The organism is Cobetia sp. D5 (assembly GCF_035666195.1).
In the GTDB taxonomy this organism is placed as follows: domain Bacteria; phylum Pseudomonadota; class Gammaproteobacteria; order Pseudomonadales; family Halomonadaceae; genus Cobetia; species Cobetia amphilecti.
Genome location: NZ_CP142020.1, coordinates 136,646 through 152,688 on the forward strand (window position 1 = coordinate 136,646; position 16,043 = coordinate 152,688).

The following is a 16,043-nucleotide window of genomic DNA, read 5'->3' on the forward strand; positions in this document are numbered from 1 at the left end:
CGTGTTACCATTCAAGGCCAGACGGCACTTCATGCGCCGGCCCATTGTTCATGATACGCATGCTGCGTATCCAAGTCAGCGGAGAGCTAGATGCCTACGGTCAACCGGTCTGCCCTGGTGCGGCATTCGGCCCGGGCAATGTTCGATCTGGTCAATGATTTCGAGCGTTATCCCGAATTCCTGTCCGGCTGCAGCAACGCGGAATTGCTGGAACGTGATGAGGACCATCTCAAGGGCAGGCTCACCCTGTCCAAGGCAGGCATGCAGCAGAGCTTCGTCACGCGCAATGACCTGTATGCCCCCGAGCGGATAGAGCTGAACCTGGTCGATGGCCCCTTCAAGCGTCTGCAGGGGACCTGGCTGTTCACGCCGCTGGGCGAAGATGCCTGCAAGGTCTCGCTCGAGATGGACTTCGAGTTCAGCAACCGCCTGCTGGGCATGGCGTTCGGCAAGCTGTTCAGTCAGGTCGCCGCTCAGATGGTCGAGGCCTTCACGCGCCGCGCTGACCAGATCTACACCCAGCGCTGACACCTGGCCGTTGGCCAGGGTGAAACGCCGCGCAGGTGATATATCGCACAGGTGGTATATAAAGGTGGCGAGAGCAAAGGAGCAGACATGACAGACAGAATCACGGTCGAGGTGGCCTATGCGCTGCCCGACAAGCAGAAAATCGTCTCGCTGGCGGTCGCCCCCGGCACCACGGCGCGCGAGGCCGTGCGCATGGCACGTCTGGAGCAGCACTTTCCGACGATTGCCGCCGAGGTGTTTCTCGAGGCGGACCTGGGCATCTTCGGCAAGGCACTGCGCAAGCCCGATGAGCATGTGCTGGACGCCGGGGACCGGGTCGAGGTCTATCGCGCCTTGATCACCGACCCCAAGCTTGCACGCAAGCGGCGCGCCGACAAGGCTGCTCGTGCCGCTCAGTAAGACGAGATACAGGCGAGAATCAAAAACAGCGGGGCACCTTGAAAGGTGCCCCGCTGTTGTTCTGGCTTGTCACTGAGTGAAGAGGACAGTGATCAGCGCTCTTCAGGCAGGTCGGCTGCGCCTGCCTTGGGTTCAGCACGGTTAGGCTGTGCCGCGCGAGGGTCGATGTCCAGGTCCGGCACGATGACGGTTTCCTGGTCGATGTCGCCACTCTTGTCGATGTTGGAGAGTGAATCGCCTGCGAAGGTCAACGTCACGCGCTTGTTGATGATTTCGCCATCCGCTTTCTTGAGGCGATAGACGTAGTCCCAGCTATCCTCACTGAAGGGGGCGGTCAGCAGCGGTGAGCCCATCACGTAGATGACCTGTTCGCGGCTCATGCCCGGCTTCAATTGCTCGACCATTTCCGGCTTGATCAGGTTGCCCTGAGGAAGGTCGCGCTTGTAGACGCTGAAGTAGCTGCACCCGGTGAGCAGCGACAGGGCGCTGCAAAAGGCGACTGTTTTGATCAAGTTTTGCATTTGCCCTGAAGATTCCCTATCGTTTTGCCTTGGCCGATCATACCTGATACATCAAGCGACTGCGAAGAGTACCCCAGCATGGCCGATCAGAACCATGAACTGCGCAAGGCGGGACTCAAGGTAACCCTACCGCGAGTCAAGATCCTGCAGATCCTCGAGAAATCGACGGATCGACACCTGAGTGCCGAGGACGTGTACAAGGCGTTGCTTGAGGCTGGCGAAGATGTCGGTCTGGCGACGGTTTATCGTGTGCTCACCCAGTTTGAAACAGCGGGACTGGTGATGCGTCACAACTTCGATGGCGGTCACGCCGTCTTCGAACTGTCTCAGGAAGAACACCATGACCACATGGTATGTCTGGACAGCGGCGAGATCATAGAGTTCTGTGATCCCGAGATCGAGCGCCGTCAGCGCGAGATCGTCGAGGAGCACGGCTATGAGCTGGTCGAGCATGCGCTAGTGCTCTACGTGCGCCCCAAGGGCGACAAGAGCGACAGCTGACGCGGGTTGCGTCAGGGATGACGTGGCCGGAGAGCCTTCTCCGGCCAGATACACGAACGGCCGCCCTCAGGGGCGGCCGTTCGTGTATCTGGCGTTCATGTTTCCTCTCAATCCATGACTCTGGCGTTCGTCTTGTTGAGGAGCGTCATTGGACGAATGGACGTCGCTGGCAGTGCATGAACGGCGCCGACAGCGCTCAGTGGCGGCTGTCGGCAGCGCCGAGCATCTCGCGGGCATGGGCGAGGGTCTGCTCGGAAAGGTGAATGCCGCCCAGCATGCGTGCCAGCTCGCGCACGCGGCCACTTTCATCCAGCAGCGCCATGTGCGTGCGGGTCGTGTCCTTCTCGGCCTGCTTCTCTATATGCAGGTGCTGATGTGCCTGTGCGGCGACCTGCGGCAGGTGCGTGACGGTCAGCACCTGGCCCTTGTCGCCCAGGCGACGCAGCAGCTGACCGACGATCTCGGCGGTGGCGCCGGAGATACCGACATCGACTTCATCGAAGACCAGGCTGGGGATGGTCGAGCGACTGGCGGCCACGACCTGGATCGCCAGTGACACACGCGAGAGCTCGCCGCCGGAGGCGACCTTGGCCAGCGCACGTGGCGGCTGGCCCGGGTTGGCGCTGATGCGGAAGTGGATACGCTCCATGCCTTCGGGCTGCGGGCGCTCCCGCGCCTCGATGGCGACCTCGAAGGTGGCCTTGCCCATGCCGAGGAAGGCCAGCTGGTCCTGGATGTCGCTGGCCAGTTGCGGGGCGGCGGTGGCGCGTTTGGCGCTCACCTCGCTCGCCAGCCCCTTCCAGGCCTCGCGACGCTGAGCCACTTCTTCGCGCAAGGCTTCGATGGCCTCTTCATCGCCACCCAGGCCGTCGAGTTCTTCGCTCAGGCGCTGATGAAGGCCATGCAGCTCGTCCGGCATCACATGATGCTTGCGTGCGATCTGGTGAATGCGGCTCAGGCGCTCATCGACGAAGGCCAGACGCTCGGGATCGAGTTCGGTGACTTCCACGAAGCGATGCAGTTCACGCGCCGCTTCTTCTATCTGGATGCGCGCTTCCTCGAGCATGCCCAGCGCACTGGCCAGTGAGCCATGCTCGTTGCCCGGCAGATGCGCCAGACGTGCCAGGGCCTGGTTGAGGCGTGACAGCGCACCTTCTTCGTCGTGATCACAGCACTCGGCGGCGGACTGCGCCTCGGCCAGAATCTGCTCGGCATTGGCCAGCGTTTCCTGCTCCTGTTCCAGGGCTTCCAGCTCCCCTTCGCACAGCGCCAGTTCATCGAGCTCCTCGACCTGATAGCGCAGCAGCTGGCGACGTGCACGCACCTCATCGCCATCATTGCTCATGCGCTTGAGGCGACGATGCGCCTCCTGCCAGTGGCGGAAGTCCTCGCGCAACTGGGCAGCCTGGGTCTCCAGGCCCGCATATTCGTCGAGCTGACGCAGATGCGTCTCTTCCTTGAGCAGGGAGTGATGGGCGTGCTGGGAGTGGATGTCGATCAGGTGCTCGCCCAGCTCGCGCAGGTCGGCGATGGTGCAGGGCGTGCCGTTGATCCAGGCCTTGGAGCGGCCGCTGGCGGTGATGACGCGACGCAGCAGGCAGTCGTCGCTGCCCAGTTCGCGCTCATCCAGCCACTGACGGGCGTCGCCAAGCTCACTGATATCGAAACGCGCGATGAGGTCGGCGCGGTCGGCGCCATGCCGCACGCTGCCGGCATCGGCACGCTCGCCCAGGCACAGGCCGAGGGCGCCGAGCAGGATGGACTTGCCGGCACCAGTCTCGCCGGTGATGGCGGTCATGCCGCGGCGGAAATCGAGTTCCAGCGTTTCGACGATGGCAAAATCTTGGATGGCGAGTTGCAGCAGCATGACTACCTCCGAGGGGGCTTTGACGTACGCCGTGCTGGGAGAACATCAGCGGACCCGGACTCGATGGGCGGGCTACGGTGTCGCCATACAGTATGTTTATACAGTGAACATGGCTTTTTATACAGCACGTTCGGGTGGCCTTCAATCCATGCCGGACTCAGTGGGGAGAAAAGCCTGCGGCAAGGCTTGAGAAGCGATGTGCTGTCCCCATATAGAGGCACTGACACTTTCAGTCGGCAGCAATGGCCTGGCCTTGCTGCCTCTCAAGGCAACTCATGGCCTGTCTGTCAGCCAGTGCGCGTAATGCTTCGCGACAAGCTCAGCAGGCCACGAATCAGGGCAATGGCGCATAGACGCCGGCCCGCAGGAGATCAGCATGGCTCAGGACCCGCAGACCCCGATGGATGAAGAGCTTCAGCGTGCCGCTCGCGATGCCGAGCCGCAGCCGGAAACGCCGGAGGGTGAAGTGATCGACAACGTACTGGATGCCGACGATACCGGCGCCGAAGGTACTCTGGTGGACAACCCGGAAGCCGAGATGCTGGCCGCCCAGGTCGAAGAGCTTGAGCAGGCCGTCAAGGAAGCCAAGGACCAGGCGCTGCGTGCGGCTGCCGATGCGCAGAACGCGCGCCGTCGTGCCGAGCAGGACGCCGAGAAGGCGCGCAAGTTCGCGCTGGAGAAGTTCGTCAAGGAAATGCTGCCGGTGGTGGATTCCCTCGAGAAGGCACTGGAATCCATGTCGGGTGACGAAGCGGCCAAGACCCACGTCGAAGGCATCGAGATGACCTTGAAAATGCAGCTGGATGCCCTGAACAAGTCAGGCGTCGAGCAGCTGGATCCGCACGGCGAGCCCTTCGATCCGGAATACCATCAGGCTGTCGCCATGGTGCCGTCCCCGGACGCGGAGCCGAACAGCGTCATCGACGTGATGCAGAAGGGTTACACCCTCAATGGCCGCCTGGTGCGTCCGGCGATGGTGGCAGTCAGCAAGGCCTCCTGAGGCCTGCGCGCTCCCGACGCCCGATAGGCGTTGGATCGCGCCCTGTGGGGGCTCAGGGCGATCCGGCCCGAGAAAATTTGCCCGGCCGGGTCTTGAAACCCTGACACGCGACCCCATCTAGAGAAACAAGTTCAGGCACCGACACAAGGTGCCGACATCCAGACTTATCTTTCAGGCTAGCAACAGATTCGAGGTATACGATTATGGGACGCATCATCGGTATTGACTTGGGTACTACCAACTCCTGTGTGGCAGTACTCGACGGCGAGAAAACCAAGGTCATCGAAAACGCTGAAGGCGGTCGCACCACACCGTCCATCATCGCTTACACCGACGACAACGAGATTCTGGTCGGCCAGTCGGCCAAGCGTCAGGCAGTGACCAACCCGGAGAACACTCTCTTCGCGGTCAAGCGCCTGATCGGTCGCAAGTTCAAGGATGATGTGGTTCAGAAAGACATCAAGATGGTGCCGTACAAGATTGTCGAAGCCGACAACGGCGACGCCTGGGTGCAGGTGAAAGACAAGAAGATGGCACCGCCGCAGATCAGTGCGGAAATCCTCAAGAAGATGAAGAAGACCGCGGAAGACTACCTCGGTGAAGAAGTCACCGAAGCCGTCATCACCGTACCGGCCTACTTCAACGATTCCCAGCGTCAGGCGACCAAGGACGCCGGCCGCATCGCGGGTCTCGACGTCAAGCGCATCATCAACGAGCCGACTGCCGCAGCCCTCGCCTACGGCATGGACAAGTCTCGTGGTGACAAGACCATCGCGGTCTACGACCTGGGCGGCGGTACCTTCGATATCTCCATCATCGAAGTCGCCGACGTCGACGGTGAGACCCAGTTCGAAGTGCTCGCCACCAACGGCGACACCTTCCTGGGTGGTGAAGATTTCGACATGCACCTGATCAACTACCTGGTTGACCAGTTCAAGGCAGACAGCGGTATCGATCTGTCCGGCGACAACCTCGCCATGCAGCGTCTGAAGGAAGCCGCCGAGAAGGCCAAGATCGAGCTGTCCAGCGCTCAGCAGACCGACGTGAACCTGCCGTACATCACGGCTGACAACACCGGTCCGAAGCACCTGAACGTCAAGGTGACCCGCTCCAAGCTCGAGTCTCTGGTCGACGACCTGGTCGCACGCTCCCTGAAGCCGTGCCAGACCGCGCTGTCCGACGCCGGCCTGTCCGCCTCCGAGATCGACGACGTCATCCTGGTCGGTGGTCAGACTCGCATGCCGCTGGTGCAGTCCAAGGTGGCCGAGTTCTTCGGCAAGGAAGCCCGCAAGGACGTCAACCCGGATGAAGCGGTCGCCGTCGGCGCCGGTATCCAGGGCGGCGTGCTGGGCGGCGACGTCAAGGACGTGCTGCTGCTGGACGTGACCCCGCTGACCCTCGGTATCGAGACCATGGGTGGCGTGCTGACGCCGCTGATCGAGAAGAACACCACCATCCCGACCAAGAAGTCCCAGGTGTTCTCCACCGCTGACGACAATCAGGGCGCGGTGACCATCCACGTCCTGCAGGGTGAGCGCAAGCAGGCTGCGCAGAACAAGTCTCTGGGTCGCTTCGACCTGGCCGACATTCCGCCGGCACCGCGCGGTGTGCCGCAGATCGAAGTCGCCTTCGACCTGGATGCCAACGGTATCCTGAACGTGTCCGCCAAGGACAAGGCGACCGGCAAGGAACAGTCCATCGTCATCAAGTCTTCCGGCGGCCTGTCCGACGACGAGATCGAACAGATGGTGCGTGACGCGGAAGCCAACGCCGACGAAGACAAGAAGTTCGAGGAAATGGTCCAGCTGCGCAATCAGGCCGACGGCATGATTCACGCGACCAAGAAGACCCTGACCGAAGCCGGTGACAAGGCCGAAGCCAGCGAGAAGGAAGCCATCGAGACGGCGATCTCCGAGCTGGAAGAAGCCCTGAAAGGCGACGACAAGGATGCGATCCAGGCCAAGCTGGATGCACTGACCGAAGCGTCCGGCAACCTGGCGCAGAAGCTCTACGCCGAGCAGGGCGCCCAGGGTGAGCAGGCTGCCGAAGGTCAGGCTGGCAAGAAGCAGGACGACGACGTGGTTGACGCCGAGTACGAGGAAGTCAACGACGACAAGAAGTCCTGAGGGATTTCTTGAACGACGTCTGATGACAGCGCGGGAGCCTTGTGAAGGTGTCCCGCGTTGTCGTTTGCATCGGTGGCGCCTTGCGCTAGCCGCGAGCCACCGGTGACAACCGGCATTCCAGAACAGACCGGCAGCCTCAGGCTGCCAGCAATCCAGGCGGACCTGATCCATGTCCAAGCGTGATTATTACGAAGTGCTTGGTGTCGAGCGTGGCGCCGACACCAAGGACATCAAGAAGGCGTACCGACGCCTGGCCCAGAAGCATCACCCGGACCGCAACCCGGATGATGAAACTTCGGCCGAGAAGTTCCGTGAAGTCTCTGAGGCCTACGAAGTGCTGTCCGATGCTGACAAGCGCGCCGCCTATGACCAGTTCGGTCATGCCGGTGTCGATGGTCAGGGCGGCGGTGGCTTCGGTGGCGGCGGCTTTGGCGGTGGTGGTGCCGGCGGCTTCGGCGATGTGTTCGGCGATGTCTTCGGTGACATCTTCGGTGGCGGCGGTGGTCGTCGCAACCCGAACGCTCCGCAGCGCGGCAGCGACCTGCGTTACAACCTGGATCTCGATCTGGAATCGGCGGTTGCCGGTACCACGGTCGATATCCGCGTGCCGCGCCTGGCCGCCTGTGGCCACTGCGATGGCGATGGTGCCGAGCCGGGTTCCAGCAAGGAAACCTGCCCGACCTGCAATGGCATGGGCAAGGTGCGCATGCAGCAGGGCTTCTTCGCGGTCGAGCAGGCGTGTCCGACCTGCCACGGTCGTGGCGAGAAGATCAGCGTGCCGTGTCGCAAGTGTCACGGCGAAGGCCGCGTCCAGGAATCCAAGACCCTCTCGGTCAAGATTCCGCCGGGCGTCGACACCGGCGACCGCATCCGTCTGAACGGCGAAGGCGAGGGTGGTGTCAACGGCGGGCCGTCAGGTGATCTGTATGTGCAGGTCAACCTGCGCGAGCACGAGATCTTCAAGCGCGATGGTCGTCACCTGCAGTGTGAAGTGCCGATCAGCTTCGTCGATGCGGCGCTGGGCGGTGAGCTCAACGTGCCGACCCTCGACGGGCGTGTCGTGCTGAAGATTCCGGCCGAGACCCAGACCGGCAAGCTGTTCCGTCTGCGCGGCAAGGGCGTCAAGCCGGTGCGTGGCGGCCCCGCCGGGGACCTGCTGTGCAAGGTGGTCATCGAGACCCCGGTCAGCCTGAATGAAGAGCAGAAGGAGCTGCTGCGTCAGTTCCAGCAGAGCCTTGGTGATACCGGCAAGAGCCATTCACCGAAGGAGAACAGCTTCTTCGATGGCGTGAAGAAGTTCTTCGAAGACATGAAGCCCTAGGCATTCGCCTTGCCGTCTGCGGGCCAGCCCCGTGGATGGCCTTCATGCCAGAGAGCCCCGCACTCGACTTGTCGAGTGCGGGGCTCTCGCGTTTCAGGCTCGGTGGCTCAGCCAGGCAATTCAGCCAAGCAATTCAGTCCAGTAACGCAGCCCGGGGCATGGCTATTCCGGCACCGATTCAGCCGTGAAGGCCTCTGGCTCGATGACGGCAAAGCAGCTCAGCAGCGTGGTCTGGAAGCTGCTGAAGTTGTCATCCGAGATCATCAGGAAGCGATTGCCTTCCAGATGCGTCAGCCCTTCGAAGTTGTCCAGCGACCAGCCATCGCCGCTCGACAGGCGTGCCAGGGTGCGCACCTCGGCCTGGGTGCCGGGCTCACCGAGATGCGCGCGGCGCAGACTGATCACCAGCGGGAAGGGTGGCGAGAAGGCGCGCTCCAGCATCAGCATGTCACCGTCGGGCAGCATCTCCATCGCGGTCAGGCTCGAGCCGGTGTCGCTGGCCAGCGGGTAGCTCCACTCGTGCTTGTCGTCGAGGCTGAAGATGCGCGTCATGCCCTCGCTCATGCCTTCCGGCGTGGCTTCCAGTCCGGCGAGCATGCCGTATTCCGGGTGCAGGGTCAGGGCTTCCATGCCGTTGTTGGGCGCCGCACCGCGTGCGCCCATCGGGGTGAAGGGCTCGCTGACGGCCAGGCCGCTGGGCAGGAAGTGCTCGACGCGTGGCTGCTGCTCGAAGCTGATCACCAGGCGGGAATCGCCGCGGCGGTCATTGTTCGCGCGCAGCAGCTGCAGGCCCTCGGCATCACTGAGGGCGCCGCGCAGCGAGACATCGGTCTCGTCGCGCAGGGTGTAGGTATTGAGCGCCTTGGCCCCGACCAGTTCACCGTGACGGAAGGCGAGCCGCAGGCGATGTAGCCAGCCGCGGTCCGACACGGCATACAGCAGTGACTCGTCCTGGTCCCAGCCGATGTCCGACAGGCCCCCGACGGGGGTGTCATCCAGCCATTTGCCCGGCAGCCTGAGCGTGCCGCACCACTGGATTTCCGGGAACTCGCTCTTCTGTTCCGGCGATGCCAGCGTGTAGGGGCGCGGGTGAACGCCGCAGGCGCTCAACAGGCCGGCGAGCACCGTGGTGACAGCGAGGGTCTGGAGCATGCGCCAGCGGCGCGAGGCGGGGGATTGGCGTGCAGGCATGCTGACTCCGGAGACTGAGCGGTGATGAGAAAAATGACGATCAACAGGAGACAACCTGGTACGAGGCTACTCTAGCGCGTAACCGACACAAATACATGACGTCAGCCAACGCTGCAGGCGGCTGATATACTCGTGGCCACAGCATAGGTGGCACGCTCGGGGCATGCTCGCGGGCTGTCACCCTCAAGACCCACAACAGGCAGGAGTCAGCATGACCCGTATCGCAATCATGGGCGTCGCCGGACGCATGGGACGCACGTTGGTCGAGGCCGTCGGTGCAGTGGAAGGTCTGACGCTGGCGGCGGGCATCGTCGAATCCGGCAGCTCCCTGGCGGGCGTCGACATCGGTGAGCTGGCCGGTCAGGGCCGTCTGGGCGTGGTCGCCAGCGACAGTCTGGCTGCCGTGGTGGATGACTTCGATGTGGTGATCGACTTCACCGCACCGCAGGTGACGCTGGCCAACCTGGCGCTGTGCGCCGAGCACGGCAAGCGCATGGTGATCGGCACGACCGGTTTCACGCCGGAGCAGCTCGAGCAGCTGGATGGCTACCGTGACAGTGTGCCCTTCGTGTTCGCGGCCAACATGAGCTCCGGCGTCAACCTGACTCTCAAGCTGCTGGAAACCGCCGCGCGTGCCCTGGGCGATGCCGGCTACGACATCGAGATCATCGAGGCGCACCACCGTCACAAGGTCGATGCCCCCTCCGGCACGGCGCTGGCGATGGGTGAAGCCGTGGCGCATTCCATCGGGCGTGATCTCGCCACCCACGGTGTCTTCGCGCGTGAAGGTCAGTGCGGCCCGCGTACCGACAAGGAAATCGGCTTCGCCACCGTGCGTGCCGGTGACATCGTCGGTGAGCACACCGTGATGTTCGCCACCGAAGGCGAGCGCATCGAGATCACCCACAAGGCGTCGAGCCGCATGACCTTCGCCAAGGGCGCGGCGCGCGCGGCCGAATGGCTGTCAGGGCGCGAAGTCGGCCGCTATGACATGCAGGATGTGCTGGGGCTCAAGTGAGCGAAGTGGAGAGCAAAATGGGGAGCCAAGCGCTGAGATGACAGTCTGGCGACATTCAGGAGAATTTCTTGAAAGCTGTCTCGGTGGGCAGGATGCGGCGCACGCGTGAGCCATTCTGGCCGCCTTGCGCCGCTGGACTGCGTCGCTTTACAAGCGCTGTGCAGTGTCCCGGCTCGGCCAAGGGTTTCGTCAAGCTGACCGCGGCGACGAAACGACCGTATCGTGGGCCTTGTCGCCTGCTGGCGGGGCATGCGCGGGGTGGTCAGCACTCAAGGATTCCGGTAATCTCTACCCAATTTGGCCACGTTCTTGGCCGCCCTATTGGTTGCCGTTTTGGCAGCGCTCGGGCCAGCAGCATTCCGAAGAATGATAACAAGCGGGATGAAACCTGATTTTTCGGTTTCGTCCCGCTTTTTTGCAACCTGAATTTGCCGCTTCTGGCGCGCGCCTGTCCAGTGACAGGCATCTGGCAGAAGTCGGCAGCGGGACACAGGCTCGGCGAATGCCGAGCACGATAATCAAGCAGCATGTCCGGTGTTCGACCGCGGATTCCGGGCAGGAAAGTGGACACTATGGGGAGGACGTTGCGTTGATCAAACCCGCGATACTGGCCTTGGAAGACGGCAGTGTATTTCACGGCAGCGCCATCGGTGCTGATGGGCAGACCAGCGGCGAGGTAGTGTTCAACACTGCCATGACCGGCTACCAGGAAATCCTGACCGATCCCTCCTACACCCGACAGATTGTCACTCTGACGTATCCGCACATCGGCAATACCGGCATCAACGACGAGGACACCGAGTCCGACAGCGTCGCAGCCGCCGGCCTGGTCATCCGCGACCTCCCGCTGCTGGCCAGCAACTTCCGCTCCACTCGCTCCCTCGATCAGTATCTGCGCGACGAGAATGTCGTCGGCATCGCTGATATCGACACGCGTCGCCTGACGCGCATCCTGCGCGAGAAGGGCTCCCTGAACGGTGCCATCCTCGCCGGTGAAGATGCCCAGGGTGATGATGCCGTCGAGCGCGCGCTGGAAGCGGCACGCGCCTTCCCGGGTCTGAAGGGCATGGACCTGGCCAAGGAAGCCTCCTGCAGCGAGCAGTTCGAGTGGCACGAAGGCGAATGGACACTGGGCGAAGGCTACGCCGATACCCGTGAGTCCGAGCGTCCCTTCCACGTGGTCGCCTACGACTACGGCGTCAAGCACAACATCCTGCGCATGCTGGCCTCCCGCGGCTGCCGCCTGACCGTCGTGCCGGCGCAGACGCCTGCCGCCGAGGTGCTGGCGCTCAACCCGGATGGCGTCTTCCTGTCCAACGGCCCGGGCGACCCCGAGCCCTGCGACTACGCCATCACCGCGATTCGTGAAGTGCTCGAGACCGACACGCCGGTCTTCGGCATCTGCCTGGGTCACCAGCTGCTGGCACTGGCCTCCGGTGCGAGCACGGTCAAGATGGGCCACGGTCACCATGGTGCCAACCACCCGGTGCAGGACCTCGACAGCGGTGTGGTGATGATCACCAGCCAGAACCACGGCTTCGCAGTGGATGAAGCGGGCATGCCGAGCAGCCTGCGCGCGACCCACAAGTCGCTGTTTGACGGTAGTCTGCAGGGCATCGAGCGTACCGACCGCCCGGCCTTCAGCTTCCAGGGACACCCGGAAGCCAGTCCCGGCCCGCAGGACGTCGCCCCGCTGTTCGATCGTTTCATCGAGATGATGCGCGCGCGACGCTGAGCCGAGCGCAGGCCCGAGGGCCTGATCCATCGTTGAGTTCAGTCACCAGATCATTGCGGGAAGAGACATGCCGAAACGTACAGACCTAAACAGCATCCTGATCATCGGCGCCGGCCCCATCGTCATCGGCCAGGCGTGCGAGTTCGACTATTCCGGCGCACAGGCCTGCAAGGCCCTGCGTGAAGAGGGTTACCGGGTCATCCTGGTCAACTCCAACCCGGCAACCATCATGACCGACCCGGTGATGGCCGATGCGACCTACATCGAGCCGATCACCTGGGAAACCGTGGCGCGCATCATCGAGAAGGAACGCCCGGACGCCATCCTGCCGACCATGGGCGGCCAGACCGCACTGAACTGTGCGCTGGCGCTGGAGCGCGAAGGCGTGCTCGAGCAGTACGGTGTCGAGATGATCGGTGCCAACGCCGACACCATCGACAAGGCCGAAGACCGTGATCGCTTCGACAAGGCGATGAAGAAGATCGGTCTGGCGTGCCCGAAGGCCAAGGTCGCGCACTCCATGGAAGAAGCCTGGGAAATCCAGGCCGAGCTGGGCTTCCCGTCCATCATCCGTCCCAGCTTCACCATGGGCGGTTCCGGCGGCGGCGTGGCGTACAACCGTGAAGAATTCGAAGAGATCTGCCATCGCGGCTTCGAACTGTCGCCGACCCGCGAGCTGTTGATCGACGAATCGCTGCTGGGCTGGAAGGAATACGAGATGGAGGTCGTTCGTGACAAGAACGACAACTGCATCATCGTCTGCGCCATCGAGAACTTCGACCCGATGGGCGTGCACACCGGCGACTCCATCACCGTCGCCCCGGCCCAGACCCTGACCGACAAGGAATACCAGCTGATGCGTGATGCATCGCTGGCCGTTCTGCGCGAGATCGGCGTCGAGACCGGCGGCTCCAACGTCCAGTTCGGTATCTGCCCGGACACTGGCCGCATGGTCGTGATCGAGATGAACCCGCGCGTGTCGCGTTCCTCGGCACTGGCTTCCAAGGCGACCGGTTTCCCGATCGCCAAGATCGCCGCCAAGCTGGCCGTCGGCTACACCCTGGACGAGCTGCAGAACGACATCACCGGTGGCAAGACGCCGGCGTCCTTCGAGCCGTCCATCGATTACGTCGTCACCAAGATTCCGCGCTTCACCTTCGAGAAGTTCCCGCAGGCCAATGACCGCCTGACCACGCAGATGAAGTCGGTCGGCGAAGTCATGGCCATCGGCCGTACCTTCCAGGAATCCCTGCAGAAGGCGCTGCGTGGCATGGAGACCGGCGTTGACGGTCTCGACCCGATCGTCGAGAACTTCAGCGACGAGAACATGGCGCGTATCAAGGGCGAGCTGCAGGCCGCCGGTGCCGAGCGTATCTTCTACATCGCCGATGCCATGCGTGCCGGTCTCGATATCGAAGAGATCTTCCGCCTCACCAACATCGACCGCTGGTACCTGGTGCAGCTGGCCGACCTGATCGCTCAGGAAGGCGCAGTGGCCGCAAGCTCGCTGGGCGAGATGGACGCTGATCGTCTGTTCCGTCTCAAGCGCAAGGGCTTCAGCGATGCGCGCCTGGCGCGTCTGATGGGCGTGTCCGAGAAGGCCTTCCGCAAGCACCGTCAGAAGCAGGGCATCCGTCCGGTCTACAAGCGCGTCGACACCTGTGCCGCCGAATTCGCGTCCGACACCGCCTACATGTACTCCACCTATGAGGAAGAGTGCGAGGCGGAAGTCAGCGACAAGAAGAAGATCATGGTGCTGGGTGGCGGGCCGAACCGTATCGGTCAGGGCATCGAGTTCGACTACTGCTGTGTCCACGCCTCCCTCGCCATGCGCGCGGACGGCTACGAGACCATCATGGTCAACTGCAACCCGGAAACGGTCTCGACCGACTACGACACTTCCGATCGCCTCTACTTCGAGCCGGTCACCCTGGAAGACGTGCTGGAGATCGCCGACAAGGAGCAGCCGGTCGGTGTCATCGTCCAGTTCGGTGGCCAGACGCCGCTGAAGCTGGCGCGTGAGCTCGAAGCCGCCGGTGTGCCGATCATCGGTACCACGCCGGACGCCATCGACCGCGCCGAAGACCGCGAGCGTTTCCAGCAGATGATCGAGAAGCTCGGTCTGATCCAGCCGGAAAACGCCACCGCGCGCAGCTTCGAGGAAGCCTTCGTCAAGGCCGAGGTCATCGGTTATCCGCTGGTGGTGCGCCCGAGCTACGTGCTGGGCGGCCGCGCGATGGAAATCGTCTACTCCGCCGCCGAGCTCGAGAACTACATGACCCACGCGGTCAAGGTCTCCAATGACTCGCCGGTGCTGCTGGACCACTTCCTGAACGCGGCCATCGAGGTCGACATCGACGCGGTGTCCGATGGCAAGCAGGTCGTAATCGGCGCCATCATGCAGCACATCGAGCAGGCCGGTATCCACTCCGGTGACTCCGCGTGCGCACTGCCCCCGTACTCGCTGCCGGCAGACGTCCAGGAAGAGATGCGCGAGCAGGTCAAGCGCATGGCGCTGGAACTCAACGTCGTCGGCCTGATGAACGTGCAGCTGGCCTGGCAGGATGGCGTGATCTACGTCATCGAGGTCAACCCGCGCGCTTCACGTACCGTGCCGTTCGTCTCCAAGTGCATCGGCCAGTCGCTGGCGCAGATCGCCGCACGCTGCATGGCCGGCCAGACCCTGGAAGAGATCGGTTTCACCCAGGAAATCGTGCCGACCTTCTACAGTGTGAAGGAAGCGGTACTGCCGTTCGCCAAGTTCCCGGGGGTCGACCCGATCCTGTCGCCGGAAATGAAGTCCACCGGCGAAGTGATGGGCTCCGGCGATACCTTCGCGGAAGCCTTCTACAAGGCGCAGCTGGGTGCCGGTGAAGCCATCCCGACCCTGACTGGCGATCGCAAGGCCTTCCTGTCCGTGCGTGAGTTCGACAAGGCGGGCGTTATCGAGGTGGCCCGCTCTCTGGTAACATTAGGCTTTACGCTTTGTGCTACCCGTGGCACGGCAGAGGTGATCGCCGCTGCCGGCCTCGAGGTTGAACCCGTCAACAAGGTGTTCGAAGGGCGGCCGCATATCGTCGACATGATCAAGAACGGCGAGATCGCCTATATCGTCAACACCACAGAGGGACGTCAGGCCATCAATGACTCGTCCGTGATCCGTCGCACGGCGCTGGCGCACAAGGTGCCCTACGCCACGACGCTGGCGGGTGCCAATGCCGTGTGCATGGCGCTTGCCTACGGCAACGACGTCAAGGTCCGTCGTCTCCAGGATATGCATGCAGGAGTCATGATATGAGTAGAAGTCCGATGACCGTCGAAGGCGAAGACCGCCTTCGCAAGGAGCTCGAGCACCTAAAGGGCACTGAGCGTCCCCGGGTCATCGCTGACATCGCGGAAGCCCGTGAGCACGGCGATCTCAAGGAGAATGCCGAGTACCACGCCGCGCGTGAACAGCAGGGTTTCATCGAGGGTCGTATCCAGGAGATCGAGTCCAAGCTCTCCATGTCCCAGGTGATCGACGTCACCAAGTTGCCGAAGACCGGCAAGGTGATCTTCGGCACCACGGTCGACCTGATGAACCTCGATGACGATAGCGAAGTGCGCTATCGCATCGTTGGCGAAGATGAAGCCAGCATCAAGGACGGCAAGATCTCCGTCACCTCTCCGATCGCGCGTGCGCTGATCGGCAAGGAAGAAGGGGATGTCGTGGTCGTGCGTACCCCGGGTGGCGATGTGGAGTATGAAATCTCCGAAGTGCATCACATCTGAAGCACGTCACATCTGAAGTGCATCGCCTCTGATTCGTCAGATCCTGATGTCGTGACAGCCCTGCC

The 16,043-nt window shown here is 62.8% G+C and carries 13 protein-coding genes; 10 read left to right on the forward strand and 3 right to left on the reverse strand.

The features are described from left to right. Nucleotides 1–90: 90 nt before the first annotated feature. Entirely contained in the window at nucleotides 91–528 is a 438-nt protein-coding gene (locus tag U0O11_RS00625; protein ID WP_043333347.1) for a type II toxin-antitoxin system RatA family toxin, read from the forward strand. Nucleotides 529–615: 87 nt separating this feature from the next. Next, complete coding sequence (locus tag U0O11_RS00630) at nucleotides 616–927, forward strand: RnfH family protein (protein WP_043333350.1); 312 nt, start codon at nucleotides 616–618, stop codon at nucleotides 925–927. Between the two features lie 92 nt (nucleotides 928–1,019). Here the strand turns inward: U0O11_RS00630 and U0O11_RS00635 are convergent, their stop codons facing one another. Further along, on the reverse strand, nucleotides 1,020–1,448 hold the full coding sequence (locus U0O11_RS00635) for an outer membrane protein assembly factor BamE (RefSeq protein WP_052384519.1): 429 nt from the start codon (nucleotides 1,446–1,448) through the stop codon (nucleotides 1,020–1,022). A gap of 78 nt (nucleotides 1,449–1,526) precedes the next feature. On the opposite strand from U0O11_RS00635, the gene fur reads away from it, so the two are divergent. Next, complete coding sequence (gene fur, locus U0O11_RS00640) at nucleotides 1,527–1,949, forward strand: ferric iron uptake transcriptional regulator (protein ID WP_043333352.1); 423 nt, start codon at nucleotides 1,527–1,529, stop codon at nucleotides 1,947–1,949. 196 nt (nucleotides 1,950–2,145) lie between these two features. Here the strand turns inward: fur and recN are convergent, their stop codons facing one another. Further along, on the reverse strand, nucleotides 2,146–3,816 hold the full coding sequence (gene recN, locus U0O11_RS00645; protein ID WP_215823700.1) for a DNA repair protein RecN: 1,671 nt from the start codon (nucleotides 3,814–3,816) through the stop codon (nucleotides 2,146–2,148). A 376-nt stretch (nucleotides 3,817–4,192) separates the two neighbouring features. Here recN and grpE point away from each other — a divergent pair, with 376 nt between their 5' ends. The 3 genes from grpE (at nucleotide 4,193) to dnaJ (ending at nucleotide 8,263) form a co-directional block, all read left to right on the forward strand. Further along, complete coding sequence (gene grpE, locus U0O11_RS00650; protein ID WP_176675918.1) at nucleotides 4,193–4,816, forward strand: nucleotide exchange factor GrpE; 624 nt, start codon at nucleotides 4,193–4,195, stop codon at nucleotides 4,814–4,816. A gap of 203 nt (nucleotides 4,817–5,019) precedes the next feature. Beyond that, complete coding sequence (dnaK, locus tag U0O11_RS00655; protein WP_043333360.1) at nucleotides 5,020–6,942, forward strand: molecular chaperone DnaK; 1,923 nt, start codon at nucleotides 5,020–5,022, stop codon at nucleotides 6,940–6,942. Between the two features lie 169 nt (nucleotides 6,943–7,111). Continuing rightward, nucleotides 7,112–8,263 (forward strand): molecular chaperone DnaJ, encoded by a 1,152-nt coding sequence (dnaJ, locus tag U0O11_RS00660; RefSeq protein WP_043333362.1) that lies wholly within the window; start codon nucleotides 7,112–7,114, stop codon nucleotides 8,261–8,263. A 162-nt stretch (nucleotides 8,264–8,425) separates the two neighbouring features. Here the strand turns inward: dnaJ and U0O11_RS00665 are convergent, their stop codons facing one another. Beyond that, nucleotides 8,426–9,454 (reverse strand): esterase-like activity of phytase family protein, encoded by a 1,029-nt coding sequence (locus U0O11_RS00665; protein WP_324691082.1) that lies wholly within the window; start codon nucleotides 9,452–9,454, stop codon nucleotides 8,426–8,428. 211 nt (nucleotides 9,455–9,665) lie between these two features. Here U0O11_RS00665 and dapB point away from each other — a divergent pair, with 211 nt between their 5' ends. The 4 genes from dapB (at nucleotide 9,666) to greA (ending at nucleotide 15,978) form a co-directional block, all read left to right on the forward strand. Further along, complete coding sequence (gene dapB / locus U0O11_RS00670; RefSeq protein ID WP_043333367.1) at nucleotides 9,666–10,472, forward strand: 4-hydroxy-tetrahydrodipicolinate reductase; 807 nt, start codon at nucleotides 9,666–9,668, stop codon at nucleotides 10,470–10,472. A gap of 589 nt (nucleotides 10,473–11,061) precedes the next feature. Further along, nucleotides 11,062–12,207: a glutamine-hydrolyzing carbamoyl-phosphate synthase small subunit gene (carA, locus tag U0O11_RS00675; RefSeq protein WP_324691084.1), complete on the forward strand. Its 1,146-nt coding sequence runs from the start codon at nucleotides 11,062–11,064 to the stop codon at nucleotides 12,205–12,207. Nucleotides 12,208–12,274: 67 nt separating this feature from the next. Further along, nucleotides 12,275–15,505, forward strand: a complete 3,231-nt coding sequence (carB, locus tag U0O11_RS00680) for a carbamoyl-phosphate synthase large subunit (protein ID WP_107335696.1) — start codon at nucleotides 12,275–12,277, stop codon at nucleotides 15,503–15,505. Then, on the forward strand, nucleotides 15,502–15,978 hold the full coding sequence (gene greA / locus U0O11_RS00685; RefSeq protein ID WP_043333374.1) for a transcription elongation factor GreA: 477 nt from the start codon (nucleotides 15,502–15,504) through the stop codon (nucleotides 15,976–15,978). The genes carB and greA overlap by 4 nt, the downstream gene beginning before the upstream one ends. The last annotated feature ends 65 nt before the right edge of the window (nucleotides 15,979–16,043 follow it).